11 protein-coding genes and 2 pseudogenes are annotated in these 15,640 nt (G+C 64.1%); 10 read left to right on the top strand and 3 right to left on the bottom strand.

Going from position 1 to position 15,640, the window contains the following annotated elements:
• Positions 1-69: 69 nt before the first annotated feature.
• Positions 70-978 (top strand): CHAD domain-containing protein, encoded by a 909-nt coding sequence (locus EA798_RS05320; protein ID WP_122098295.1) that lies wholly within the window; start codon positions 70-72, stop codon positions 976-978.
• Positions 979-1,118: 140 nt separating this feature from the next.
• Here EA798_RS05320 and rapA read toward each other — a convergent pair whose 3' ends face one another.
• Complete coding sequence (rapA, locus tag EA798_RS05325; protein WP_106157990.1) at positions 1,119-3,968, bottom strand: RNA polymerase-associated protein RapA; 2,850 nt, start codon at positions 3,966-3,968, stop codon at positions 1,119-1,121.
• 151 nt (positions 3,969-4,119) lie between these two features.
• On the opposite strand from rapA, the gene EA798_RS05330 reads away from it, so the two are divergent.
• The 4 genes from EA798_RS05330 (at position 4,120) to ccoM (ending at position 5,546) form a co-directional block, all read left to right on the top strand.
• Positions 4,120-4,416 carry an aspartate-semialdehyde dehydrogenase gene (locus tag EA798_RS05330; protein ID WP_106157991.1) on the top strand — a complete coding sequence of 99 codons (297 nt, stop codon included), beginning with the start codon at positions 4,120-4,122 and terminating at the stop codon, positions 4,414-4,416.
• A complete protein-coding gene (locus EA798_RS05335) occupies positions 4,403-5,035 on the top strand; it encodes an alpha-ketoglutarate-dependent dioxygenase AlkB family protein (protein WP_122098296.1) in 633 nt (210 codons plus the stop codon). Before EA798_RS05330 ends, EA798_RS05335 begins: the two co-directional genes overlap by 14 nt.
• Positions 5,032-5,193 (top strand): hypothetical protein, encoded by a 162-nt coding sequence (locus EA798_RS20610; RefSeq protein WP_167462896.1) that lies wholly within the window; start codon positions 5,032-5,034, stop codon positions 5,191-5,193. The genes EA798_RS05335 and EA798_RS20610 overlap by 4 nt, the downstream gene beginning before the upstream one ends.
• A 242-nt stretch (positions 5,194-5,435) precedes the next feature.
• A complete protein-coding gene (gene ccoM, locus EA798_RS20800) occupies positions 5,436-5,546 on the top strand; it encodes a cytochrome c oxidase subunit CcoM (protein ID WP_011914065.1) in 111 nt (36 codons plus the stop codon).
• Between the two features lie 69 nt (positions 5,547-5,615).
• Here the strand turns inward: ccoM and pulA are convergent, their stop codons facing one another.
• Positions 5,616-8,735, bottom strand: a complete 3,120-nt coding sequence (gene pulA / locus EA798_RS05340; RefSeq protein ID WP_122098297.1) for a pullulanase-type alpha-1,6-glucosidase — start codon at positions 8,733-8,735, stop codon at positions 5,616-5,618.
• 219 nt (positions 8,736-8,954) lie between these two features.
• On the bottom strand, positions 8,955-9,425 hold the full coding sequence (locus tag EA798_RS05345; protein WP_106157994.1) for a MaoC family dehydratase: 471 nt from the start codon (positions 9,423-9,425) through the stop codon (positions 8,955-8,957).
• Positions 9,426-9,699: 274 nt separating this feature from the next.
• Between EA798_RS05345 and fadD2 the strand changes: the two genes are divergently transcribed.
• The 5 genes and pseudogenes from fadD2 to EA798_RS05365 all read left to right on the top strand — a co-directional run.
• Positions 9,700-11,388 carry a long-chain-fatty-acid--CoA ligase FadD2 gene (fadD2, locus tag EA798_RS05350; RefSeq protein WP_122098298.1) on the top strand — a complete coding sequence of 563 codons (1,689 nt, stop codon included), beginning with the start codon at positions 9,700-9,702 and terminating at the stop codon, positions 11,386-11,388.
• Between the two features lie 222 nt (positions 11,389-11,610).
• Complete coding sequence (fadD1, locus tag EA798_RS05355) at positions 11,611-13,302, top strand: long-chain-fatty-acid--CoA ligase FadD1 (RefSeq protein ID WP_122098299.1); 1,692 nt, start codon at positions 11,611-11,613, stop codon at positions 13,300-13,302.
• A 171-nt stretch (positions 13,303-13,473) separates the two neighbouring features.
• A pseudogene (locus EA798_RS21060) lies at positions 13,474-13,995 on the top strand (cache domain-containing protein); the annotation flags it as partial.
• Between the two features lie 105 nt (positions 13,996-14,100).
• Positions 14,101-15,159, top strand: coding sequence for a methyl-accepting chemotaxis protein (locus tag EA798_RS21065; protein ID WP_446686629.1), 1,059 nt, complete (start codon positions 14,101-14,103; stop codon positions 15,157-15,159).
• Between the two features lie 50 nt (positions 15,160-15,209).
• A pseudogene (locus tag EA798_RS05365) lies at positions 15,210-15,383 on the top strand (hypothetical protein); the annotation flags it as partial.
• Positions 15,384-15,640: the final 257 nt, after the last annotated feature.

Consider the following 15,640-nt stretch of genomic DNA (forward strand, 5'->3'; position numbering starts at 1 on the left):
AACGCCGGGCTTGGCGTACGGGTCCCAGTACTGGTGCTCAACCGGAGCGTCTTTATCGAGGAGAATCCGATGGCCTATCGCATACGCCCTGCACGCAACGTCGCCAAGGAGGTGCGCAAGGTCGCCCTGCAACGCATCGAGAAGGCGAGCCAGGCGCTTTGCGTCGAGCCAGCCGAGCGTGCGGAAGGGGTGCACCAGGCGCGCAAGCGCTTCAAGGAGTTGCGTGCGCTGTTGCGCTTGGTGCGCGAGCCTCTCGGTGCGCGATTCAAGCTCGACAATCGCCGGCTGCGCGACATGGGGCGCAGCCTGGCGGAGTCGCGTGATGCGGCGGCCATGCTGGAAAGCTGGGATGCCCTGGCACGCACCGACCAGTCGCTGTTCGTTGGCGATGCGTTCCGCCAGATCCGCCTGCAATTGCAGCAGCGCGCCGCGCCGGAGGGGGAGGTGCATACCGGTTTCGAGTCGGACGTGGCGCAAGTGCTGGGCGAGCTGCGCGCGCTGACCCAGGACGTGCAGCATTGGAAGCTCCCTGGCAAGGGCTTCGGGCTGCTGGCCGACGGCATCCGTCGAACCTACGCCGACGGCGTGCGGGATCTGGCGCGGGCGCAGAAGGATGGCTCCGACGAGCTACTGCATGAATGGCGCAAGCGGGTGAAGGACCACTGGTACCACTGCCAGCTGCTGTCGCCGTGCTGGCCGGAGGCGTTGGAAAGCCGCGCCGAGCAGCTCAAGCAGGTAGCCGATGCACTGGGTGACGATCACGATCTGGCGGTGATGATGCAGCTGATGCAGGACGAGCCGGAGCTGTTCGGTCTGCCAGAAACCCGCGACGTGCTGCAGCGCTGCATCGAGCAGCGGCGCGCGCAATTGCAGCAGCGTGCATTGCGCCTGGGTCGCAGATTGTACGCCGAGCCGCCGAAGGCGCTGGTTGGCCGAATTGGCGCCTACTGGGGTATCGCGCGAAAAGAGCAGGGGTAGGCGGCCTTTGTTTCGTCATGGGCGCCGTGGCTGAAGCGGCAGTTCGATTCGCTCCGGCCGCAAGCGCCGCGGTCTGCCCGCTGGCGCTCCAGCCAAACCCCGCAGGATGGGCTCGGCCCATCCTCAGTCAGGCTGCCAATTCAACCGGCCACTAGCACCCGAATCGCTTCCAGGCGCAGTGCAGCCTTGTCCAGTGCCGCCAGACCGTCCTCGCGTTGCTGGCGCAGCGCTTCGATCTCGCTGTCACGCACGCTCGGGTTGACTGCCTGCAGTGCCACCAGTCGGGCGAGCTCTTCGTCCAGACCAGCCTTGAGCTTGCGCTGAGCTTCGGCAACACGTTCGACATGGCGCGGCTTGATCTTGGCCTCGGCGGCGGCGATCTGCGTGGCCAGCACGTCGCGCTGGGCCTGGACGAACTTGTTGGCGCTGGCGCGCGGCACGCTTTCCAGCTGATCGTTGAGCGTATCGAACGCCACCTTCGAGGCCAGGTCGTTGCCATTGCCGTCGAGCAGGCAGCGCAGCGCCAGCGGCGGCAGGAAGCGGCTCAGCTGCAGGGCACGCGGCGCGACCACCTCACTGACGAACAGCAGCTCGAGCAGGACGGTGCCTGGCTTGAGCGCCTTGTTCTTGATCAGCGCGACCGCGGTGTTGCCCATGGAACCGGACAGCACCAGGTCCATGCCGCCCTGCACCATGGGGTGTTCCCAGGTGAGAAACTGCATGTCCTCGCGGGCCAGCGCCTGTTCGCGGTCGTAGGTGATGGTCACGGCTTCGTCGTCGCCCAGCGGGAAGCTGGCATCCAGCATCTTTTCGCTGGGGCGCAGCACCAGGGCGTTTTCCGAGTGGTCTTCACTGTCGATGCCGAACGCATCGAACAACTGCTCCATATAGATCGGCAGCGCGAACTGGTCGTCCTGCTCCTCGATGGCGTCGACCAGCGCCTTGCCCTGCTCACCGCCGCCGGAATTGAGCTCCAGCAGACGGTCACGGCCGCTGTGCAACTCTGCTTCCAGGCGCTCGCGCTCCGTGCGGGCTTCGTCGATCAGCAGTTGATAGGCCTCGTCGTCGCCTTCTTCCAGCTGCGCCAGCAGCCGCGGACCGAAGCGATGCTGCAGTGCGTTGCCGGTCGGACAGGTGTTGAGGAAGGCGTTCAGGGCCTGGTGATACCACTGGAACAGGCGTTCCTGCGGACTGGTTTCCAGGTACGGCACGTGCAGCTGGATGGTGTGCTGCTGGCCGATTCGGTCGAGGCGGCCGATGCGCTGCTCGAGAAGGTCCGGGTGCGCCGGCAGATCGAACAGCACCAGATGGTGGCTGAACTGGAAGTTGCGGCCTTCACTGCCGATCTCGGAGCAGATCAGTACCTGCGCGCCGAATTCCTCGTCGGCGAAGTAGGCTGCGGCGCGGTCGCGCTCGAGGATGCTCATGCCCTCGTGGAACACCGTGGCCGGAATGCCGGAACGCACGCGCAGCGCGTCTTCCAGGTCCAGGGCGGTCTCGGCATGGGCGCAGATCACCAGCACCTTGTACTTCTTCAGCATTTTCAGCGTGTCGATCAGCCATTCCACGCGCGGATCGAACTGCCACCAGCGGCTGCTCGCCTCGCCGTCGTCCTGCTGGCTCTGAAAGGCCACTTCCGGGTACAGCTCGGCATGCTCGCCCAGCGGCAGCTCGAGGTATTCGGCCGGGCAGGGCAGCGGATAGGGGTGCAGCTGGCGCTCGGGAAAGCCCTGCACGGCGGCGCGCGTATTGCGGAACAGCAGGCGGCCGGTGCCGTGGCGGTCGAGCAGCTCGCGAATCAGGCGGCTGCTGGCCTCGATGTCGCCATCGGTGGCGGCGGCGAGCAGGGCCTCGCCTTCGGCGCCGAGGAAGTCATGGATGGTCTGATGAGCCTGCTGCGAGAGACGACCCTCGTCGAGCAGTTCCTGCACGGCTTCGGCCACCGGCTGGTAGCTGGAGCTTTCGGCGCGGAAGGCGTCGAGGTCGTGAAAGCGATTCGGGTCGAGCAGGCGCAGACGGGCGAAGTGGCTGTCCAGGCCCAGCTGTTCCGGGGTGGCGGTCAGCAGCAGCACGCCGGGAATCACCTCGGCCAGCTGTTCGACCAGTCTGTATTCGGCGCTGGCGCCTTCGGGGTGCCAGACCAGGTGGTGTGCTTCGTCCACTACCAGCAGGTCCCAGCCGGCGGCGAAGGCGGCATCCTGGGCGCGCTCGTCTTCCTTCAGCCACTCCAGCGATACCAGTGCCAGCTGCGTGTCTTCGAACGGGTTGCTCGCATCGCTCTCGATGAAACGCTCGGCATCGAACAGGGCGACTTCCAGATTGAAGCGGCGACGCATTTCCACCAGCCACTGGTGCTGGAGGTTTTCCGGAACCAGGATCAGCACCCGGCTGGCGCGGCCGGAGAGCAGCTGGCGATGGATGATCAGGCCGGCTTCGATGGTCTTGCCCAGACCGACCTCGTCGGCCAGCAGCACGCGCGGGGCGATGCGGTCGGCGACTTCCTTGGCGATGTGCAGCTGGTGCGCGATGGGCTGCGCACGCACGCCGCCGAGGCCCCACAGCGAGGACTGCAGCTGGGCACTCTGGTGCTGCAGGGTGTGGTAGCGCAGGCTGAACCAGGCCAGCGGGTCGATCTGGCCGGCGAAGAGACGGTCGCTGGCCAGGCGGAACTGGATGAAGTTCGACAGCTGGGTTTCCGGCAGGGTGCGGGCTTCGTTCTGTGCGGTCAGGCCGTGGTAGACCAGCAGGCCGTCGACGTCGTCGACCTCGCGCACGGTCATCTTCCAGCCTTCGAAATGGGTGATCTCGTCACCGGGCACGAAGCGCACCCGCGTCAGTGGGGCGCTGCGTGTCGCGTACTGGCGCGTTTCGCCGGTCGCCGGGTAGAGCACGGTGAGCATCCGTCCATCCTGGGTCAGGATGGTTCCGAGGCCGAGTTCTGCCTCGCTGTCGCTGATCCAGCGTTGCCCCGGTAGATACTGCTGCGCCATGCTGCCTCCCGCTGTGAAAAAGCCGGCTATGGTAACGGAACGTCGCCATCAGAGCGACGGCCGATGGCGACTGCGTGACGCATGAAGTGTAGCGGTCCTGTTAAAGTTGGCCGGTGCCACGCCGATTCATCGGTAAAGAGGGGTAACGAGCATGCTGCCACCCATCCCATCAGGCGTATTTCCGGTCAACGCCCAGCAGGACGTGGTCAAGCCGCGCCCGGAGATTGCACCGGTGGCGCCCGTGCAGCCGAGCTCCAGCGAAAGTGCTATCAACCTCGATCGCCGCCACCCGCAGGAGAGCGAGCAGATGCTGCGCGACGAGCAGCGGCGGCGTCAGCGTCGGGGTTACACGCCGGAGGAGCTGGCCACCGGCGAGACCGATGAGCAGGATCAGGCCGAGCTGGAAGACCTGCCGCGCCAAGGGCTCTGGGTCGATGTCGAGGTCTGAGGTGTTCAAGAACGACCCGGGCCACGCTTCATCGATCGACTTGCCCGACGCCGCACTGGACTACCATCCGGGGTGGGTCGACAGCGAAACTGCCGATGCCTGGCTGCAGGAACTCATCAGCGCCACGCCCTGGTCGCAGCCGGAAATTCGAATCTACGGCCGCCAGGTTGCAGTACCACGCATGGTCGCCTGGTACGGCGACGCAGACGCAGGGTACCGCTATTCCGGCCTGCGGCATGAGCCGCTGGCCTGGACGCCGCTGTTGCACGACATCCGTCAGCGTCTGCAGAAGAAGACCGGCCAGCGCTTTAACGGCGTGTTGCTCAACCTGTATCGCGACGGCGGCGATGCCATGGGCTGGCACAGTGACGACGAAGTCGAGCTGGGCCGCAATCCTGTCGTGGCATCGCTGAGTCTGGGCGCCGAGCGGCGCTTCGACCTGCGACGCAAGGGCAGCGGGCGGATCCAGCATTCACTCGTACTGGCCCATGGCTCGCTGCTGGTCATGGGGGGCGCGACGCAGCATCACTGGCAGCACCAGATCGCGCGGACCAGCAAGGTGCTGCAGCCGCGCCTCAACCTGACCTTTCGCCTGATCGAGACGAGGCCGAGCAAATGAGCAGCGACGAGAAGTTGATCGACTTCAGTGCAGAGCGTGCCAAGCGCATTCACGACCTCAATGACAAGCGCCTCGAGGAGATGCGCAAGACCTTTGAGCAAGTCCTGCCGCTGGGAAGGGCGAAGAAAAAGGGCAAACGCTCTCCGAAGAAGCGTTGATCGCGTTCCCCCTTCAATATTGCACAGATCGATTCGCTATTAGCCGCTCGGCTCTAACCGTTCTTTTGTGCCTGTCCCGCCGCTTTTCGCCTCGAAAGCCCCTGTTTTCTTGACCTGGATCAGTCGTTCCGCGCGGCTGTGGTCGCCATTTTGCGGCCATTGATCCGGGTCAATTTTTCTGCGAGGCAGCGGGTTTAACTTGAACCCATCGAATAGCGAATCAGGTTTCGGAGGTAGGTCTCATGTTTGTCGATAATGTGGTGCTCGCAGGGGTGGTCACGGTCGGCCTGATGGTCGCCTTCCTCGGAGGCTTCGGATATTTCATCTGGAAGGACGCGCACAAGAAGCGCTGAGTTCTCCAGATTCAAAGAGCACGCAAGGCATTTAGGCGACCCTATGGTCGCCTTTTTTTTGCGCGCGATTTACCGGTGGGCCTGGGGCTGGACGAACACCGTCGTCGTGAATGCCGGGACCTCGAACGCCCCCTTGCTTACCGTTGCCTGGCGGTTGATCGGATCGACCGAGTCTCTGAGCACGGGATGCAACCGATAACCGTCGGCGCCCGGCAGGCGAACCCGCTTGTCCGATGCATTGATCACCACCATCAAAGCGCTGTAGCGGCGGTCCAGGTCGCGTCCCTCGCGCGGGTTATCCGCCAGGCTGAAGGCGATCACCCCAGGCAGCTGCTCAGGCCCGGTGTTGTGGAACCGCAGGCGCTGCTGGACCTCGCGGGCGCTGTCGAGCTGGAACAGCTGGCTATCGCTGCGAATCTTCAGCAGCTCGAGAAAACGTCGTTTCGCCGCGACGATGTCGGTGGTGCCGGGTTTGGCCTGTGGGTCGACGATGATCCTGCGAATCAGCGGCCAGTTGTCGCCGTCCTTGTCCGCGCGTGGCAAGCCCTTGTTCCAGTTGTTGTCCTGGTAGCTGAAATCCACCGCGTTGAACCAGTCCCCCGAGTCGTAGCTGTCGCGCTGCATGGACTTTGAACGCAGGAAGTCGGAGCCGAGATGGATGAACGGCACGCCCTGGCTGAACAGCGGCACCGACAGCGCCACCAGGTGCAGGCGGACCCGGTCGGCAACCGACAGGCTGCTGGCGAACTTGTACTGGTTGTTGTCCCACAGCGTCTGGTTGTCGTGCTTGGAGACGTAGTTGACGGTTTCCTGCGGGTCCAGCGTATAGCCGGCGGGCTGGCCGTTGTAGTCGATCTCGCTGCCCTTGCGCGTGCTGCCGTCGGCGGTGACGAACTGGAAATCGCGCAGCCCGCCGGCGATGCCGACGCGGATCAGGTCGGCGGCGTGCAGCAGTTGCGCTTTTTCCTGAGCCCCGGCGGCGCTCAGCTCATTGGGCCGCAGATAGAGGCCGTTGGCGAAGCCCTGGTTGCGACGAATGCTGTCGCCGCCATCGAAGGGGCTGCCGCCGCGTACCGCATCACGCTGCCGGTCGTTGAACGTGCCGACACCGGTACCGGCCATGTTCAGCTGGTTGGCATTGATGCCGCGCGCATTGCCGGCGACCTCGCCGAATTCCCAGCCTTCACCGTAGAAATAGGTCTCGCGATCGATGCGGCGGACCGCGCGATACGCATCGAGGATCTGCTCGCGCATGTGGTGACCCATGAGATCGAAGCGAAAGCCGGCGATCTTGTAGTCGCGGGCCCAGACCTTCAGCGAGTCGATCATCAGCTTGGCCATCATGCGGTGCTCGCTGGCGGTGTTCTCGCAGCAGGTCGAGGTTTCGACCGCGCCGGTGGTGGGGTTGCGGCGGTGGTAGTAACCGGGCACGACCTTGTCCAGAACCGATTTGTCGGCCAGGCCCGAGGCGTTGGTGTGGTTGTAGACCACGTCCATCACCGTGGCCAGGCCGTTGTCGGCGAGCGCCTGAACCATCTGCCGGAACTCGATGATGCGCTGCACGCCTTCGGCATCGCTGGCGTAGCTGCCCTCGGGCGCGGTGAAGTGGAAGGGGTCGTAACCCCAGTTGAAATCATCCAGCCCGCGCAGGTCGTTGTATAGCGATTGCGCCTGGCCGCTGGCCGGGTCGAAGCCCTCCAGCACCTGACGGATGCTCGCTGCGCTGCAGAACTGCGCCCAGCGCTGACGGGCCTGGTTTGACAGGTCGCACAGCTTGGCGAAGGGATCGTCGAGGTTGATTCGCCGGGCGGGGTCTTCGTCGATGGTCGCGATGTCGAACACCGGCAGCAGCTGCACGTGGGTGAGCCCGGCCTTCTGCAGGTCGCGCAGGTGCCGCATGCCATTGCTGTCAGGTCGGGTAAACGCTGTGTAGGTGCCGCGCAGCGCGGCCGGCAGGCTGGCGTCGCTGGCGCTGAAATCGCGCAGATGGGTTTCGTAGATCACGTTCGCTTCAGGGCGCTCCGGGCGTGGCGGACGCACCCCATCCCAGCCAGCGGGCTTGAGATCATCGGCATTCAGGTCGACCACCTGGGCGTACTGGCTGTTGCGTGACAGGCTCAGCGCGTAGGGATCGCTGACCAGCGTCGTCTCGATCCTGCCGGTGCTGGGTCGGTAGGCGGTGACTTCGTACTGGTAATACTGCCGATCCAGCGAGCGCGGGCCTTCCAGGCTCCAGACGCCGAGCCGCTCCCGCATAGGCTTGGGATAGCCGGGTAGCAGCCGTTTGGACGCATCGAACACATGCAGGCGGACCCGCTGTGCGGTCGGTGCCCAGAGCTTGAAGGACACACCTCTGCCATCGAGCGTTGCACCCAGCTCACCGTTGTAGGCGAACAGCGTGTCGAGGATGCCGGCGGTCTGCACTTCGGTGGCATCGATAACCCGGTCGTCCGCATCATAGGCGACCACCACCAGCTGGCTCATCACGGCGTGGCGCAGGACCTGTGCGCCGGCCTTGATCCGGTACGCCGGGGCATCGGCCAGATGCGGGTGCTGTCGCCTGAGGCCATTGCGCAGGCTGGCCGGCTGCATCGCCAGGGCCTGCCCACCGCTGACGGTACGCGCCTCGCTGTCGATGCGGACGCTGGCATCGCGGGCATGGCGCAGCTCGACACGGCTGGCTCCCGGTGCGCCGCCCACCAGCGCGAGCGTAAACGGATCGAGCCAATGCGCCCGCGCGCCCTTGATCGCCACCGCGCTGCCGCTTAGCGGCGTGCTGGAAAGCTGTGGGTTGCCGCTGATCGAGAAGACACGACGGCCCAGTTCGTCGAAGCGCCAGGTCAGATCGCCACCGCCCAGATCCTTCTCGTCGCCCTTGTGCATGATCAGGTTCAGGCAGCTGGCGTCGGCGCTGAGTGGGATGCGGTAGAGCGCGCCATGCTCCGGGTCGGTCTCCGCCGCCGCGAGCGGTTGCGTCCAGCTGGTTTCGGTCGCACTGCCGTTGCAGCCGGCGGTGTTCCACAGATGTGGTCCCCAGCCGTTGTAGTCGCCATCGGCGCGCTGGTAGTAAAGCAGGGCCTCATCGGGGCCAGGGTCGAGCGGGGTAGCCGAAGCGGATTGCATGGCCAGCGAGAAGCCGGCAAGGGCAAGCGCCGCCAGGCGCCGATAAGCGATCGAGCGAGTGAGCATGGGTGAGGGTCCCGTTGTTGTTGTTCTTGTACTGCTCGCTCGATGGTCGGCGCGGTGTATCCGATACGCATCCTTCCGCTGGGGGCTGCTCGGGGCGTAGGCCAAGGCCGTAATGGCGTTCTGCTTGTCCCCCTTGCCGGGCAGAGGGATGGCTGGAAATGCGGAGGGCGCCAATCAGGCGCCCTCGGTTGCCTCCCTCGCGGGGCGGGGGAGGAATGCTCAGCCGATGGTGATCGGCGGCAGTTCCTTCAGCTCGACGGTTTCCTGCTTGCGTGGCGCGAGCACTTCCGCTTCGCCATCGACCACCTGTTCATCGTTCTGGTTGAACACGCGGGTGGCGATGCGCACGCGGTTCTTCGGCAGCTTCTCGAGAATTTCCAGGCGCACGGTCAGGGTGTCGCCGATCTTCACCGGGCGGGTGAATTTCATGGTCTGGCCGAGATAGATGGTGCCCGGGCCCGGCATGGTGCAAGCCACGGCCGCGCTGATCAGTGCGCCGCTGAACATGCCGTGGGCGATGCGCTCCTTGAACAGCGTGCCGGCGGCGAACTCGGCATCCAGGTGCACGGGGTTGCGGTCGCCCGACATGGCCGCGAACAGCTGGATGTCCCTTTCCTCTACGTGTTTTTCGAAGCTCGCCTGCTGGCCAACTTCAAGTTCGGCGTAGGGCGTGTTGCTGATAGTGCTCATGCAGTGTCCTCAGACTGGTCGGCGCGCCAGATGCTGCGCCCGATGGATCGAAGCGTGTCGCGCGATCGCTACAGCCGGTGTCCGCGCGCTGGGGCAGCATTCTAGAGGCATGTTTCAGCGTTGTCCCGAGCCCGGTCGCGGTCGGCGCCGTGACGAAAGATTCACATCAGTGATTTGTGCAGCTCGGGCTGTTGCGTCGCGACGTCGACCTGCTAAGTTCGCCAGAGCCCGCTGCGCGCGGGCCAGACACTCTCAGGTAACGAGGCCAATAACAATGCAGCCTGAATTCTGGAATGACAAACGCCCCGCTGGCGTGCCCAACGACATTGATCTAGGTGCTTATCGCTCGGTCGTCGAAGTGTTCGAGCGTGCCTGCAAGACCCACGCGGACCGCCCTGCATTCAGCAACATGGGTGTCACCCTCAGCTACTCCGATCTGGAGCGCCACTCCGCCGCTTTTACCGCCTGGCTGCAGCACCATACCGATCTGCAACCCGGCGACCGTATCGCCATTCAGATGCCCAACCTGCTGCAGTATCCCATCGCGGTCTTCGGTGCATTGCGCGCCGGTCTCATCGTGGTCAATACCAACCCGCTGTACACCGCGCGGGAGATGCGCCACCAGTTCCAGGATTCCGGCGCTCGGGCGCTGGTGTATCTCAATACCTTCGGCCATCACGTGCAGGAGGTGCTGCCCGATACCGCTATCGAGCACCTGATCGAAGTGCGAATCGGCGACATGTTGCCGCCGCTCAAAGGTGTGCTGGTCAACGCGGCGGTCAAGCACCTGAAGAAGATGGTGCCGGATTACAGCCTGCCGCAGGCCGTTTCCTTCAAGGACGTGCTGCGTGACGGGGGGCGCCACAGCCACAAGCCTGCGGCGCTGGAGCTCGACCACGTCGCCGTGCTGCAGTACACCGGCGGCACGACCGGCGTGGCCAAGGGCGCGATGCTGACCCACGGCAACCTGGTGGCGAACATGCAGCAGGTGCGGGCCAACATGCAGCAGCTGGACGACCAGGGCCACCCGGTCATCCGTGAAGGTCAGGAAGTGATGATCGCGCCGCTGCCGCTGTATCACATCTATGCCTTCACGGTTAACTGCATGTGCATGACGGTGACCGGCAACCACAACGTGCTGATCACCAACCCGCGGGACATCAACGGTTTCGTCAAGGAACTGCAGCGTTGGCAGTTCTCCGCGTTCCTCGGCCTCAACACGCTGTTTGTCGCGCTGATGGCTCACCCGCAGTTCAAGAAGATCGACTTCTCCCGGCTCAAGGGCACCAACTCGGGCGGTACTGCTCTGGTTTCGGCGGTCGCCGAGCGCTGGAAGAGTCTGACCGGCTGCACGGTTGTCGAGGGCTATGGCTTGACCGAGACGTCGCCGGTGGTTTGCGCCAATCCCCATGGCGAACATTCGCGCCTCGGCACGGTGGGGCTGCCGGTGCCCGGTACCACAGTCAAGGTTATCGATGACGAGGGCAACGCCTTGCCGCTCGGCGAGCGCGGCGAGCTGTGCGTCAAGGGCCCGCAAGTGATGAAGGGCTACTGGCAGCGGCCCGACGCGACGGCCGAGGTGCTGGACGAGGAGGGCTGGCTTAAGACCGGCGACATCGCAGTCGTTGACGAGGACGGGTTCGTCAGTATCGTCGACCGCAAGAAGGACCTGATCATCGTCTCCGGTTTCAACGTCTACCCCAACGAGATCGAGGACGTGGTGATGGCCCATCCAAAGGTCGCCGCCTGCGCCGCGATCGGCGTGGCGGACGAGAAATCCGGCGAGGCGGTCAAGCTGTTCGTCGTGCCCAGCGATCCGTCCCTCAACCAGGACGAACTGCAGGCTTACTGCCGGGAGAATTTCACCGGCTACAAGATGCCGCGGCACTACGTGTTCCGCGACTCATTGCCGATGACCCCGGTGGGCAAGATATTGCGGCGTGAGCTGCGCGATATGGCCTGAGGGCTCGCCTGGAATGGCTTCAGGCAGTCCCATCAAAGTGACCGGGATATTTGTTCCGGTCACTTTATGTCGAATGGGCCCGTCTCGGGCTCTATTCGCTCCAATGCAAAGCTGCTAACCTCGGGAACGCTTTTTGCCCGATACGCGGTACAAAAGTTAACAAATCACAACAAAACAGCTGCCATCGCGCAGTGATAAAGCTGTTGCTTAGGAGTGGGGTTCATGACCGATAACTTCTGGAAGGATAAATATCCTGTTGGGGTCTCCAGCGAGATCAACCCTGACGAATACCAGAACATCCAGGCTGTGCTCAAACAGTCATGCGAGCGCTTCGCGGACAAGCCGGCGTTCAGCAATCTCGGCAAGACCCTGACCTATGGTGAGCTGTACAAGCTGTCCGGCGACTTCGCCGCCTACCTGCAGCAGAACACCGATCTTCAGCCCGGCGACCGCATCGCCGTGCAGCTACCCAACCTGATCCAGTATCCCATCGTCGTGTTCGGCGCCATGCGTGCCGGCCTCGTCGTGGTCAACACCAACCCGCTGTACACCGCGCGGGAGATGGAGCACCAGTTCAACGACGCCGGCGCCAAGGCGCTGGTGTGCCTGGCCAACATGGCGCATCTGGCCGAGGAAGTGTTGCCCAAGACCGGCATCAAGCACGTGGTCATCACCGAAGTCGCCGACATGCTGCCGCCGCTCAAGCGCATGCTGGTCAACGCAGTGGTCAAGCACGTGAAGAAGATGGTGCCGGCCTACAGCCTGCCGAAAGCCGTCAAGCTCAACGATGCGCTGGCGCTCGGCCGCGGCAAGGCGGTGCGCGAAGCGTCGCCGAAGAGCGAAGACGTGGCCGTGCTGCAGTACACCGGCGGCACCACCGGCGTCGCCAAGGGCGCCATGCTGACGCACCGCAACATCGTCGCCAACATGCTGCAGTGCAAGGCGCTGATGGGCTCGAACCTCAATGACGGCAGCGAAGTGCTGATCGCGCCATTGCCGCTCTATCACATCTACGCCTTCACCTTTCACTGCATGGCGATGATGCTCAGCGGCAACCACAACATCCTGATCTCCAACCCGCGCGATCTGCCGGCGATGATCAAGGACCTCGGCAAGTACCGCTTCAGCGGCTTCGTCGGCCTCAACACGCTGTTCGTGGCGCTGTGCAACAGCGAAGACTTCCGCAAGCTCGATTTCTCCGCGCTCAAGGTCACCCTGTCGGGCGGCATGGCGCTGCAGCTGGCCACGGCCGAACGCTGGAAACAGGTCACTGGTTGCCCGATCTGCGAAGGCTACGGCCTGACCGAAACCAGTCCGGTGGCATCGGTCAACCCGATCGAGCATATCCAGCTCGGCTCCATCGGCATCCCGGTTCCCTCTACACAGTTCAAGGTCATCAACGATGACGGCCAGGACCTGGCGCAGGGCGAGATCGGCGAGCTGTGCATCAAGGGCCCGCAGGTCATGAAGGGCTACTGGCAGCGCCCGGAGGCCACGGACGAAGTGATCGATGCGCAGGGCTGGTTCAAGACCGGCGACATCGGCGTGATCCAGGAAGACGGCTATATCCGCATCGTCGACCGCAAGAAGGACATGATCCTGGTGTCCGGCTTCAACGTGTATCCCAACGAGCTGGAAGACGTGCTCGCCAGTCTGCCGGGTGTGCTGCAGTGCGCTGCCATCGGCGTGCCGGACGAGAAGTCGGGTGAGGCGATCAAGCTGTTCGTGGTGGTCAAGCCGGGGGAGAGCCTGACCAGGGAGCAGGTCATGCAGCACATGCATGACAACCTGACCGGTTACAAGCGGCCGAAAGCCGTGGAGTTCCGCGACAGCCTGCCGACCACCAATGTCGGCAAGATCCTGCGCCGTGAGCTGCGTGACGAGGAACTGCGCAAGCTGGGGCATAAGAAGTAAGCCCCGCTGCGCAAAAAGAACCCCGCCTCGGCGGGGTTTTTCATTTATGCGAACGGCATTGATCGGCAGCGTTGGCAATTCCCTTAATTGGCATTTGGTCGCGTTCTCCTGGTTCTGTAGTCGGTGGCACAATGGCACTACTTAACCGTGTTTTTTATGGGGAATTACCTGATGTTGTCGTCCTTACGCCTGCGGGCGAAGCTGCTTTTGCTTGCGCTTGGCCCGATTCTGTTGCTGGCGGTAGTGCTCAGTGGCGTTTCGGTAGTGCAGCTGCAGGATCTGGCTGACCAGCAGGAGGCACAGACCCGGGCGAGCCTGATCCGCGATCGCCGTGCCGAACTCAAGCACTACGTCGAACTGGCGAAGAACGCCATCGGGCCGATCTATGAACGCTCCGCCGAAGGTGACATGCAGGCGCGAAGCCAGGCGGTAGCCATCTTCGAGCGCCTGAGCTATGGCAGCGAAGGCTATTTCTGGGGCTACGATGGCCAGTCGCGGCGCGTGTTCCAGGGCGCTACGCGTGAGCGCATCGGCGAGAGCTTCGCGGATTACCGTGACCCCAATGGCGTCTTTGCCATTCGCGAGCTGGTCAAGGCCGGTCAGGATTCGAGCCACTATGTCGACTACAGCTTTGCCGTTCCCGGCAGCAATGCGCTGGTGCCCAAGGTCGGCTACGCGGAATACCTGCCGAAGTGGAACCTGGTGTTCGGCACGTCGCTGAATCTGGATGACGTCGAGCGCGACGTTGTCGAGGCCCGCGCGGTCTTCCAGGCGCGCATCGACAGCCTCACGCTGATCATGCTTGGCTCGGCATTGCTGCTGCTGATTCTGATGGCTGGCCTCGCGGTCCTGATGAGCAACGCCATCCTGCGTCCGCTGCTGCAGATCAAGCAGAACCTTGACGACATGGCCCAGGGCGACGGTGACCTGACGCATCGGCTGCCGATCACCAGCCGCGATGAGCTAGGCGAACTGTCGACCTCCTTCAACCGCTTCGTCGAGAAGATTCACGCTCTCGTGCGTCAGGTAGCTGGCACGACGACCCAGCTCAGCGGACTGGTCAGCGCGGTAGCCAGCCAGGCGCAGCGTTCCGAGCAGGCCATGGCCGATCAGCGCAGCGAGACCGATCAGGTCGCCACGGCCATCAACGAGATGTCCGCTGCGGCGCATGAAGTGGCGATGAGCGCCCAGCGCGCGGCCGAGGCGGCGCGGGAGACCGACCAGCAGGGCGTTGCCGCCAAGCAGGTGGTGGACCAGAGCATCCGTCAGATCCATGAACTGGTGGGCGAGCTGCGTGGTAGCGGTGAATCGCTGGAAGGCCTGCAGCAGGACGTGAAAGGCATCGTCGGCGTGCTCGACGTGATCCGCGCGATTGCCGAACAGACCAACCTGCTGGCGCTCAACGCGGCCATCGAGGCGGCGCGTGCCGGTGAGGCCGGCCGTGGTTTCGCCGTGGTTGCCGATGAAGTTCGAGCCCTGGCCAGTCGCACGCAGCAGAGCACCGGGGAAATCCAGGGCATGATCGATCGGCTGCAGAATGCGACTTCGCACACGGTCGGTACCATGCTGCGCGCCGGCGAGAAGGGCGAGAGCACGCGGAATCACGCCAACCAGGCTGGCGAATCGCTGGATGCCATCTCCGCGCTGATCGGCACCATCAACTCGATGAACGCGCAGATCGCCGCCGCCGCCGAAGAGCAGACCGCGGTGGCCGAGGAGATCAACCGCAGCGTGCATCACATCGCCGATGCGGTGGATGGTGTGGCCAGCGATGCCGCCCAGGGTGCGCAGACGGCCCGGGAGCTGAACGGCCTGGCCGAGCAGCTGCAGCGTCTGGTCGGTCAGTTCCGCATCTGATCAACCGCTCTAGCCTGCGGCTTGGCGAAACCCTGCCTGGCAGGGTTTCGCNCGCAGCCGAAGAGCAGACCGCCGTGGCCGAGGAGATCAACCGCAGCGTGCATCACATCGCCGATGCCGTGGATGGTGTGGCGAGCGATGCCGCGCAGGGCGCGCAGACGTCGCGCGAGCTCAATGGCTTGACTGAGCGCCTGCAGAAGCTGGTGGGTCAGTTCCGGATCTGATCCAGCCGGGCGGCAGGTGCAATGCCTGCCGCCGTTGCCGAACGGCCCATTCGCAGCGCCGTTCCGCGGCGCACCAATGAAGCGCCTCGCATGAAGTTCCCTTCTCCCGATCAACGGTGCTACCGGCGGGCGGTTGTCTAAGAACCGAGGCGGCAACCGCTCGGTCTAGCTCCCTATGGCCGCGTCCGCTTAATGCTGTAGGGGACGATGGCGCAAGCCACAGGCGGCCTGCCCATCAATCCGTTGCAAGGATGAGT

Source organism: Pseudomonas songnenensis (genome assembly GCF_003696315.1).
GTDB classification, from domain to species: Bacteria; Pseudomonadota; Gammaproteobacteria; order Pseudomonadales; family Pseudomonadaceae; genus Stutzerimonas; species Stutzerimonas songnenensis.